Annotated in this window: 8 protein-coding genes and 1 pseudogene; 8 read left to right on the top strand and 1 reads right to left on the bottom strand. The window is 72.3% G+C overall.

All coding sequences use genetic code 11. From position 1 onward, the window contains the following. Positions 1-134 precede the first annotated feature (134 nt). Positions 135-1418: a citrate synthase gene (locus tag ACGFI2_RS26170; protein WP_393521681.1), complete on the top strand. Its 1284-nt coding sequence runs from the start codon at positions 135-137 to the stop codon at positions 1416-1418. A gap of 189 nt (positions 1419-1607) precedes the next feature. Here the strand turns inward: ACGFI2_RS26170 and ACGFI2_RS26165 are convergent. Then, positions 1608-1811 (bottom strand): annotated as a pseudogene (locus ACGFI2_RS26165) (glycogen/starch synthase); the annotation flags it as partial. Positions 1812-1994: 183 nt separating this feature from the next. Here ACGFI2_RS26165 and glgX point away from each other — a divergent pair. The 7 genes from glgX (at position 1995) to ACGFI2_RS26130 (ending at position 11152) form a co-directional block, all read left to right on the top strand. Further along, on the top strand, positions 1995-4115 hold the full coding sequence (glgX, locus tag ACGFI2_RS26160) for a glycogen debranching protein GlgX (protein WP_393521679.1): 2121 nt from the start codon (positions 1995-1997) through the stop codon (positions 4113-4115). A 2-nt stretch (positions 4116-4117) separates the two neighbouring features. Continuing rightward, a complete protein-coding gene (gene treY / locus ACGFI2_RS26155; RefSeq protein ID WP_393521677.1) occupies positions 4118-6418 on the top strand; it encodes a malto-oligosyltrehalose synthase in 2301 nt (766 codons plus the stop codon). After that, entirely contained in the window at positions 6415-8148 is a 1734-nt protein-coding gene (treZ, locus tag ACGFI2_RS26150; RefSeq protein WP_393521675.1) for a malto-oligosyltrehalose trehalohydrolase, read from the top strand. The genes treY and treZ overlap by 4 nt, the downstream gene beginning before the upstream one ends. 440 nt (positions 8149-8588) lie before the next feature. Further along, positions 8589-8729 (top strand): hypothetical protein, encoded by a 141-nt coding sequence (locus tag ACGFI2_RS26145; protein ID WP_393521673.1) that lies wholly within the window; start codon positions 8589-8591, stop codon positions 8727-8729. Between the two features lie 69 nt (positions 8730-8798). Next, positions 8799-9446, top strand: coding sequence for a maleylpyruvate isomerase family mycothiol-dependent enzyme (locus ACGFI2_RS26140; protein WP_393521671.1), 648 nt, complete (start codon positions 8799-8801; stop codon positions 9444-9446). Between the two features lie 38 nt (positions 9447-9484). Next, positions 9485-10093 (top strand): DUF6518 family protein, encoded by a 609-nt coding sequence (locus ACGFI2_RS26135; protein WP_393521669.1) that lies wholly within the window; start codon positions 9485-9487, stop codon positions 10091-10093. 159 nt (positions 10094-10252) lie between these two features. Beyond that, positions 10253-11152, top strand: a complete 900-nt coding sequence (locus tag ACGFI2_RS26130; protein ID WP_393521667.1) for a hypothetical protein — start codon at positions 10253-10255, stop codon at positions 11150-11152. Positions 11153-11177 lie beyond the last annotated feature (25 nt).

Here is an 11177-nt window from a genome sequence, read left to right as displayed (position 1 = left end):
TCCGACCCAGCAAGTCGGGAATGAGGTGACGCACACCTCACCCCCAAACCATGCCGAGCATTGTCCACCACACCGTGATTACGGTAGAAGCGAAGGCAATTCAACGAAGATCTTGCCGGCGAAGCGAGGAACAGATGACGGAAGTCAAGCTCGACCACCCCGGTGGGCAGCTGTCGATGCCGGTGCAGTCCGCGGTCGAGGGCCCCGCCGGGATCGGGGTGAGTAAGCTGCTCAAGGAAACCGGGATGACCACCTACGACCCCGGTTTCGTCAACACCGCGTCCTGCTCGTCCGCGATCACCTACATCGACGGTGACGCGGGCATCCTGCGGTACCGCGGCTACCCGATCGACCAGCTGGCCGAGAAGTCCTCCTTCCTGGAGGTCTCCTACCTGCTGATCTACGGCGAGCTGCCGACCCAGACGCAGCTCACCGAGTTCAGCGAGCGGATCCGGCGGCACTCGCTGCTGCACGAGGAGATGCGCCGCTTCTTCGACGGCTTCCCCCGCGAGGCGCACCCGATGGCCGTGCTCTCCTCGGCCGTCAGCGCCATCTCGACCTTCTACCAGGACAGCCTGGACCCGTTCGACTCCGAACACGTGGAGATGTCCACGGTGCGGCTGATGGCGAAGGTCCCCACCATCGCCTCGTACGCCTACAAGAAGTCGATCGGCCAACCGCTGCTCTACCCGGACAACTCGCTCGGCTACGTCGAGAACTTCCTGCGGATGACGTTCGGCGTGCCGGCCGAGCAGTACGAGGTCGACCCGGTGGTCGCCCGGGTGCTGGACATGCTGTTCCTCCTGCACGCCGACCACGAGCAGAACTGCTCCACCTCGACCGTGCGACTGGTCGGCTCCAGCAACGCCAACCTCTTCGCCTCGGTCTCGGCCGGCGTGAACGCGCTGTTCGGCCCGCTGCACGGCGGCGCCAACCAGGCCGTGCTGGAGATGCTCCAGAAGATCCAGGCCGACGGCGGCGACGTCCGCACCTTCGTGCGGAAGGTGAAGGACAAGCAGGACGGCGTGAAGCTGATGGGCTTCGGCCACCGGGTCTACAAGAACTACGACCCGCGCGCCGCGATCGTCAAGAAGGCCGCCCAGGACGTGCTCGGCCGGATGGCCAAGCCGGACCCGCTGCTGGACCTCGCGATGCAGCTCGAGGAGATCGCGCTCGCCGACGACTTCTTCGTCTCCCGGCGGCTCTACCCGAACGTGGACTTCTACACCGGCCTGATCTACAAGGCCATGGGCTTCCCGACCAAGATGTTCACGGTGCTGTTCGCGCTGGGCCGGCTCCCCGGCTGGATCGCGCAGTGGCGCGAGATGATCAACGACCCGGAGACCAAGATCGGTCGCCCGCGGCAGATCTACACCGGCGCTCCCGAGCGCGACTACGTCCCCGCCACCGACCGCTGAGGTGTAAGGAGGGGCTCCCTGTCAACGCCTGAGGTATAGGCGGGGCCCCCTCTCAACACGGCGCACGCGAGAAAGGCCGCCGACCCGGGTAGGGTCGGCGGCCTTTCGCGTGCGCCGGAGCGCCGGTTGTCAGGAGGGGGCCCCTGCTCTACCGGAGGCGTTAACCGGGGGCCCCCTCCTTCACCGCAGGTCGGCGGCGGTGAGGAGGTTGCCGGAGGGGAGGGCCGGGAGGGTGCGGCCGGCGCCGTCGGCGTACTCCTCCAGCGGCGTGCCCTCGGCGTGCCGGGTGACGACGGTGACCTCGTGCCCGGCGGCGGCCAGCGCGACGGAGAGCGCGTGCACGTGGCGGCCGAGGCCACCGACGAGCACCGGCGGGTACTCCCACGACAGCATCAGGATGCGCCGGCTCCGGGACGCGACGGCGCATCTCGAAAAGGACGATCGTGACGGACGACACCTGTGCTTTCGGGTTACCGTCCGAACGGGTGGATTGGTGGCGGGAACGCCGGGGCATCAACGGCGTGCGCACCGGCCGCCCGTCCGGTGCGCTGACGATCATGGGCCCGAAGGAGCGACATGCAGGTCTGGCCGGGCGACAGCTACCCCCTCGGCGCCACCTACGACGGGATGGGCACCAATTTCGCGATCTTCTCCGAGGTGGCGGAGAAGGTCGAGCTCTGCCTCTTCGACGAGTGGGACATCGGCACCGAGCGCCGGGTCGAGCTGCGCGAGGTCGACGCGTACGTCTGGCACGCCTACATCCCCGGCGTCGAGCCCGGCCAGCGCTACGGCTTCCGGGTGCACGGGCCGTGGGACCCGGCCGACGGGGTGCGGTGCAACCCGCACAAGCTGCTGCTCGACCCGTACGCGAAGGCGGTCGACGGCGAGGTCGCGTGGGACCCGTCGATCTACGACTACGAGGTGGGCGGCGACCCGGACCGGATGAACACCACCGACTCGGCGCCGCGGATGCCGAAGTCGGTGGTGGTGAACCCGTACTTCGACTGGGGCAACGACAAGCCGCCGCGTACGCCGTACCACCACTCGGTGATCTACGAGGCGCACGTGCGCGGGTTGACCATGCGGCACCCGGACATCCCGGAGGAGCTGCGCGGCACGTACGCGGGGATCGCGTCGCCGGTGATGATCGAGCACTTCCAGCGGCTCGGGGTGACCGCGGTCGAGCTGATGCCGGTGCACGAGTTCGTGCACGACCACCGCCTGGTCGACCTGGGGCTGCGCAACTACTGGGGCTACAACACGATCGGCTTCTTCGCCCCGCACCACGGCTACTCGGCGCTGGGCCGGCTCGGCCAGCAGGTCCAGGAGTTCCGCGGCATGGTCAGGGCGCTGCACGCCGCCGGCATCGAGGTCATCCTCGACGTGGTCTACAACCACACCGCCGAGGGCAACCACCTCGGGCCGTCGCTGAGCTTCAAGGGCATCGACACCCCGAGCTACTACCGGCTGTCGGAATCCGACCGGCGCTACTTCGTCGACTACACCGGCACCGGCAACAGCCTCAACGTGCGCAGCCCGCACTCGCTGCAACTGATCATGGATTCGCTGCGCTACTGGGTCACCGAGATGCACGTCGACGGCTTCCGCTTCGACCTGGCGGCCACCCTGGCCCGCGAGTTCTACGAGGTGGACCGCCTCTCCACCTTCTTCGAGGTGGTGCAGCAGGACCCGGTGGTCGGCCGGGTCAAGCTGATCGCCGAGCCGTGGGACATCGGCCCCGGCGGCTACCAGGTGGGCAACTTCCCGCCGCAGTGGACCGAGTGGAACGGCAAGTACCGCGACACCGTCCGCGACTTCTGGCGCGGCGAGCCGGCCACGCTCGCCGAGTTCGCGTCCCGCATCTCCGGCTCCGCCGACCTCTACCAGGACGACGGCCGCCGCCCGTTCCACAGCATCAACTTCGTCACCTGCCACGACGGCTTCACGCTGACCGACCTGGTGTCGTACAACGACAAGCACAACGAGGCCAACGGCGAAGAGAACCGGGACGGGGAGAGCCACAACCGCTCCTGGAACTGCGGCGTCGAGGGCGACACCGACGACCCGGGCGTGCGGGCCCTGCGGGCCCGGCAGCGGCGCAACTTCCTGGCCACGCTGATCCTGTCCCAGGGCGTGCCGATGATCGGCCACGGCGACGAGCTGGGCCGCACCCAGCGCGGCAACAACAACGCCTACTGCCAGGACAGCGAGCTGGCCTGGGTGGACTGGGAGCGGGCCGACGACGAGCTGCTCGCGTTCGTGCGGCGGCTCACCGACTTCCGCAACCGGCACCAGGTGTTCCGCCGCCGGCGGTTCTTCACCGGGCTGCCGGTCGGTGGCCGGGCCGCCGGCTCCGGCCTGCCCGACCTGGCCTGGTACACCCCGGACGGCCGGGAGATGACCGGCGAGGACTGGGGCAACGACTTCGGCCGCTCGGTGGCCCTGTTCGTCAACGGCGACGGCATCCCGGAGCGCGGCCAGTACGGCCAGCGCCACCGGGACAGCTCCTTCCTGCTGCTGTTCAACGCGCACGACGCGCCGCTGGACTTCACGCTGCCCGGCGAGGAGTTCGGCCCCAGGTGGGAGCTGGTGATCAGCACCGCGGAACCGGATCCGGAGAAGACGACAGTGGTCGAGGCGGGTGGCACGGTCTGCGTGCCGGACCGCTCGCTGCTGGTCCTGGAGAGGACTCCCTGAGCATGCCCGACACCCCCTGTTCGACCTACCGGGTGCAGGTGCGGCCCGGTTTCGACCTGGACGCCACCGCCGACCTGACCGACTACCTGTCCGCGCTCGGTGTCACCCACCTCTACACCGCGCCGCTGCTCACCGCCACCCCCGGCTCCCAACACGGCTACGACGTGGTCGACCACCGCGCGGTCAACCCGGAGCTGGGCGGCGAGGCCGGCCGGCAGCGGCTGGTCCGGGCGCTGCGCGCGGCCGGGCTGGGCCTGGTCGTGGACATCGTGCCCAACCACGCCGGGGTGGCCCGACCGGCGGCCAACCCGGCCTGGTGGGACGTGCTGCGGGCCGGGCGCGAGTCGGCGTACGCGGGCTGGTTCGACATCGACTGGGACCGCGGCCGGCTGCTGCTGCCGGTGCTCGCCGACGCCCCCGAGGCGCTCGACGACCTCAAGCTGGTTGACGGGGAGCTGCGCTACCACGAGCACCGTTTCCCGATCGCCGACGGCACCGGCGACGGGACGCCCCGCGAGGTGCACGACCGGCAGCACTACGAGCTGGTGAACTGGCGGCGCGGCGACGCCGAGCTGACGTACCGCCGGTTCTTCGCCGTCTCCGACCTGGCCGGGCTGCGGGTGGAGGACCCGGGCGTCTTCGACGCCACCCACGCGGAGATCCTGCGCTGGGTCGACGCCGGGGACGTCGACGGCATCCGGGTGGACCACCCGGACGGGCTGCGCGACCCGGCCGGCTACCTGGCCCGGTTGCGCGCCGCCGCGCCGGAGCGCTGGCTGGTGGTGGAGAAGATCCTGGAGTACGGCGAGGACCTGCCGGACTGGCCGGTCGACGGCACCACCGGGTACGACGCGCTGGCCGCGATGTGCGGGCTCTTCGTCGACCCGGACGCCGAGCCGGACTTCACCGCGCTCGACGGCCGGGTCACCGGCCGGCACACCTCCTGGGAGGACCTGACCCACACCACCAAGCTGGAAGCCGCCACCCGGCTGCTCGCCGCCGAGCTGACCCGTCTCGCCGCGCTCGTGCCCGAGTTGCCCGGCGAGCAGGTCCGCGCCGCGCTGGCCGCGCTGGCCGCGTGCTTCCCGGTCTACCGCGGCTACCCGCCCGAGGGCGCCCGGCACCTGGCCGCCGCGCGCAGCGAGGCCGGCCGGCGCCGTCCCGACCTCACCGGCGTGCTCGACCAGGTCACCGCCCGCCTCCGCGACCCCGACCACGAGCTGGCCGCCCGGTTCCCGCAACTGACCGGCGCGGTGATGGCCAAGGGCGTCGAGGACACCGCCTACTACCGGTGGAGCCGCTTCGTGGCGCTCAACGAGGTGGGCGGCAGCCCGGCCCACTTCGGCGTGCCGCCGGCCGAGCTGCACCGGTTCGCCACCGCCCGCCAGGTGCGCTGGCCGGCGAGCATGACCACGCTCTCCACCCACGACACCAAGCGGGGCGAGGACGTCCGTGCCCGGCTCGCGGTGCTCAGCGAGTTGCCCGGGCGCTGGGCCGAGCGGGTCAGCGACTGGATGTCCCGGGCGCCGCTGGCCGACCCCGCGCTGGCCCACCTGCTCTGGCAGACCGCCGTCGGAGCCTGGCCGGTCGAGCGGGACCGGCTGCACGGGTACGCCGAGAAAGCCGCCCGGGAGGCGTCGGTGCGCACCAGCTGGGCCGACCCCGACCCGGCCTTCGAGCACGAGCTGCACGCCCTGGTCGACCGGATGTACGACGACCCGGAGCTGCACGCCCAGATCACCGCGTTCGCCGACGAGATCACGCCGGCCGGCTGGTCCAACGCGCTCGGGCAGAAGCTGGTCCAGCTCGCCATGCCCGGCGTGCCAGACACCTACCAGGGCACCGAGCTGTGGGAGAACTCCCTGGTCGATCCGGACAACCGCCGCCCGGTCGACTTCGCCGTACGCCGGGACGTGCTGGCCCGGCTCGACGCCGGCTGGCAGCCGGCGGTGGCCGCGGACGGCGCGGCCAAGCTGCTCGTGGTCTCCCGCACCCTGCGGTTGCGCCGCGACCACCCGGAGCTGTTCACCGGCTACCGGCCGGTGCCGGCGCGCGGCCCGGCCGGCGCGCACGCGGTGGCCTTCGACCGGGGCGGCGCGGTCGCGGTGGCGACCCGGTTGCCGCTGCGGCTGGCCCGCGCCGGCGGCTGGCGGGACACGACCCTGTCACTTCCCGTTCATCGGATGACCGACGTGTTCACCGGTCGGGTCTACAGTGGTTCTGAGCTGCTCCTGGATGATCTGCTGAGCACCTGTCCCGTCGCCCTCCTCGCACCCACCGACCCTGTGGAGGCCGCCGCATGACCGAGTTCACGGTGTGGGCGCCCGAGGCCGCCCGGGTGCGGCTGCGCCTGCCCGGCGTGGCCGATCACGACATGCGTCCCGGGCGGGACGGCTGGTGGCGGGTCGAGGCGCCCGACGCCGGTCCGGGCACCGACTACGCGTTCCTGCTCGACGACGACGCCCAGGCGCTGCCCGACCCCCGCTCGGCCTGGCAGCCGGCCGGCGTGCACGGCCCCAGCCGGGTGTACGACCACGCGGCGTTCGCCTGGACCGACGCCGCCTGGACCGGCCGGCAACTGCCCGGCAGCGTCCTCTACGAGCTGCACGTCGGCACGTTCACCCCGGAGGGCACGTTCGACGCGGCGATCGGCAAGCTCGACCACCTCGTCGACCTCGGCGTCGACCTGGTCGAGCTGCTGCCGGTCAACGCGTTCAACGGCGAGCACAACTGGGGCTACGACGGGGTCTGCTGGTATGCGCCGCACGAACCCTACGGCGGGCCGGACGGGCTGAAACGGTTCGTGGACGCGGCCCACGCCAAAGGGCTGGGGGTGATCCTCGACGTCGTCTACAACCATTTCGGGCCCTCCGGGGCCTACGCGCCGCGGTTCGCGCCCTACCTGACCGAGCAGAGCAACACGTGGGGCCGCACGGTCAACCTGGACGGCGCGCACTCCGACGGGGTGCGCCGCTACATCGTCGACAGCGTGCTCATGTGGCTGCGTGACTACCACGTCGACGGGCTGCGGCTGGACGCCGTGCACGCCATGCCGGACGGCCGCGCCACGCACTGGCTGGAGGAGGTGGCCGTCGAGGTGGAGTCGCTGTCGACGGCGCTGGGCCGGCCGCTGTCGCTGATCGCCGAGTCCGACCTGAACGACCCGACGCTGATCACCGCCCGGGAGGCCGGCGGCTACGGCCTGCACGCCCAGTGGAACGACGACGCCCACCACGCGCTGCACACCCTGCTCACCGGTGAGCGGCAGGGCTACTACGGCGACTTCGGCTCGCTGGAGTGCCTCACCGACGTGCTCACCGGCGCGTTCTTCCACGCCGGCACCTGGTCCAGCTTCCGGGGCCGCAGCCACGGTCGGCCGGTGGACCGGCAGCGCACGCCCGGCCACCGGTTCGTGGCCTACCTGCAGAACCACGACCAGATCGGCAACCGGGCCACCGGCGACCGGATCTCCGCCACGCTCTCGGCCGGGATGCTGCGGGTCGGCGCCACGCTGCTGATGACCGCGCCGTTCACCCCGATGCTGTTCATGGGGGAGGAGTGGGCGGCCACCACGCCGTGGCAGTTCTTCACCAGCCACCCCGAGCCGGAGCTGGCCGTCGCGGTCGCCACCGGCCGCCGGCGCGAGTTCGCCGCGCACGGGTGGGCCACCGACGACGTGCCCGACCCGCAGGACCCGCAGACGTTCCTGCGGTCCCGGCTCGACTGGGCGGAGCTGGACAAACCCGAACACCGGGAGATGTACGAGTTCCACCGCCGGCTGATCGCGCTGCGCAGGTCTCGGCCCGACCTGTCGGACCCGCGGCTGCACCGGGTCGAGGTGCGCCACGGCGACCAGTTCCTGGTGATGCGGCGCGGCGACACGCTCGTGGTGGCCAACCTGGCCGACCGGCCGCAGCGGGTGAACCTGCCCGGGGTGGTGCGCCGGGTGCTGCTGGCGACCTCCGAGGGGGTCTCGGTGATGCGCGACGGCCTGCAACTGCCGGCGGAGAGCGCGGCGATCGTCTCACTCTGACCCGCATCGCCCCGCCCGGCGGACACCCATGGCGTTCCTGGCGCGCCTGGCTTCGGTCCGTCCGGCCCCTGTCGAGCTGACGTCAGAAACGACTCACGTACCGTGGCGCGCGGACCGCTGCTGGTTCAGGCCGCGCTCGCCGCCGCCGGCTGCGGCGAGTCCCGCCGCGCGAGTGGGTTGCTGGATCGGGCCGCCGAGTTGGCCGCGCGGCACACGTCCGGGTACGAGTCACACCGGGCCGGTTTCGGTTGCTCAGCCGTCGAGTTGGCGCGTGTGGTGGCGGCGGTGGAGTCGGGTGACGGCGGCGAGGCCGTGCACCGGCACGAGCGGATGCTCCGGCGGGAGGCATGGCGGCGGCTGCCCGTCGAGTTTCGGGGCGCCTACCTGCTGGATGCCGCGCGGGCGTACCTCCAGGTGGGTGACCTGCGCGGGGGCGGGCGGTGGTGGAGGCGGACAGCGTCGCGCCGGCCGAGGTCCGACTGCGTCCGGTGGCGCGTACCGTCGTCGTGGAGATCGCCCGGGGCCACCCGGCACCGCCCGGCGTGGCCCGCCTGGAGACGCTCGTCGGCCTGACCCGCTGACCGCCGCGCCGATGAGTCCGGGGCCGGGGCGCGGTCCTAACGGGGACGGCTCGACCCCTGGAGGCTGCCATGTCCGACACGCTGTCCCGCGACGACCTGTGGGCGCTCGCCCATGCCGAGCGGGCCGCGCTCGCCGACGACCTGGCCGGGCTCGACGCGGCGCAGTGGGCGCAGCGGTCGCTGTGCGGCCGGTGGAGCGTGGAGCAGGTGGTCGCACACCTGACCGCGGCGGCCAGCCTCGGCCGGGCCCGCTGGCTGGTCAGCGTGCTGGGCGCCCGGTTCGACTTCGACAGGCACAATGACCGCCGGCTGGCCGAGCACCGGGGCGCCGACCCGGCGGAGACGCTGGAATGGTTCCGCCGGATCATCCGCAGCACCACGTCGACGTTCGGCCCGATCGAGGCGTGGCTCGGCGAGGTGATCGTGCACGCCCAGGACGTCCGCCGCCCGCTCGGCCTCGGCCGTACGCCGCCGGTCGAGGCCGTCACGCCGGTCGCCCGCTTCTTCGCCGGCCGGGACTTCACGGTGGCCGGGCGCACCGCCGTGGCGGGACTGCGGGTGGAGGCGACCGACGGGCCGTTCACCGCCGGCGCCGGCCCGCTGGTCAGCGGCACCACGCTGGCGCTGACCATGGCGATGGCCGGGCGGGCCGCATACTGCGACGATCTCACCGGACCCGGCGTGCCCACCCTGCGGGCGCGCTGCGCCCCAGCCTGATCGCTGGCTGCGGCAGCATACTGAGTATGCTCCTGGCCATGCCACCCGCACCTCGCACCCTGGCGCTCGTCACCCCCGTTGCCGGCTTCCTGCTCGGCTTCCTCGACTTCATCTGGATCAAGTGGGTGCCCTACCCGTTCGCCGAACTGGGCAACTCCACCGCCACCTGGGCGGTCGCCGCGTTCGCGCTCGGCTGGTGGGTCCGGACCGGCGCGCTGCGGGCCGCCGTGGCCGCGACCGTCCTGTTGATCGTCGCCGTGCCCAGCTACTACCTGGCGGCGGCGCTGCTCCAGGGCGACGACCTGGCCGTGATCGCCGCGCCCAGTTCGCTGCTCTGGATGGCGTTCGGCGTGCTCGCGGGCGTGGTGTTCGGCGTCGCCGGCGTCTGGGCGCGGACGTCCGGGTGGCGGGCGGTGGTGGCGACCGCGCTGCCGGTGGCCGTGTTCGTCGAGGAGGCGCTGCGCTTCGCCGGCAAGGCCCGCACCGGCTATCCGGGCGCGTGGTGGAACGTGGCCATCGACCTCGGGCTCGCCGCGCTGCTGCTGGAACTGGTCGGCCGCACCCTGCGGGGGCGGCTGCTCGCCGCGGCCGTGGCACTCCCGCTGGCCGTCGTCGGCACGTTCGCGTTCACCGCCGTCGGCGGCTGACGGGTGGGGGATGGTATGCCGGATATTTCGGGCAGGGAAGGCCATCGTCGATTACTTAGCGTAGTCGGATTGCCGGTAATGCCCTGTCAGCCTGTTACCTAACGTGGGGCCGTCATCTCGGCAGCCCGGCCTGGGCCGGGTAGGGAACAGGAGCAACCCATGTCCCAGCACACCAGATCCTGGCGCCACGCCACGGTCGCCCTCGCGCTCTGCGGCGCCGCCGCGGTCGTGGTGGTCGCCCCCGCCACCCCGGCCGCCGCCGCCGTCCCCGGCCTGGTGCGGATCTCCGCGGTCAGCGCCACCAACTCGAACGACTTCCGGACGGTCACCGCGACCTGCCCGGCCGGCAAGGTCCTCACCGGCACCGGCTACGAACTCAACGGCGCCGCCGGTGAGGCGATCGTGGACGACCTGCGGCCCAACGGCGGGGTGGCCACCGCGCCCACCGCCGTCACCGTCGGCGCGTACGAGGCCGACCCGTTCGCCGGCAACTGGAGCGTCACCGCGTACGCGATCTGCGCCAATCCGGTTCCCGGGCTGGTCCGGGCCACCGTGACCAGCGCGAGCAACTCCAACGACTTCCGCAGCGCCATCGCGTCCTGCCCGGCGGGCAAGGTGCTCACCGGCGCCGGCTACGAACTCAACGGCGCGACCGGCGAGGCCGTGGTGGACGACTTCCGGCCCAACGGCGGACCGGCCACCGCGCCCACCGCGCTCACCGTGGAGGCGTACGAGGCCGACGCGTTCGCCGGCAACTGGAGCGTCACCGCGTACGCGATCTGCGCCAACCCGGTCCCCGGGCTGGTCCGGGCCGTCGTGACCAGCCCGACCAACTCCAACGACTTCCGCAGCGCAGTCGCACCCTGCCCGGCGGGCAAGGTGCTCACCGGCGCCGGCTACCAACTCAACGGCGCGACCGGCGAGGCCGTGGTGGACGACTTCCGGCCCAACGGCGGACCGGCCACCGCGCCCACCTCGGACACCGCCGGCGCCTACGAGGAGGACGCCTTCGCCGGCAACTGGAACCTGACGTCGTACGCGATCTGCGCGACCGCGTAGACCGCATGTGGGCCGTCCCCCGGTC

The sequence above is a fragment of the Micromonospora sp. NPDC049282 genome (assembly GCF_043197045.1).
Classification (GTDB): domain Bacteria; phylum Actinomycetota; class Actinomycetes; order Mycobacteriales; family Micromonosporaceae; genus Micromonospora.
Note: the sequence above shows the minus strand (reverse complement) of the source record. Positions and strands in the feature narration are given on the sequence as shown.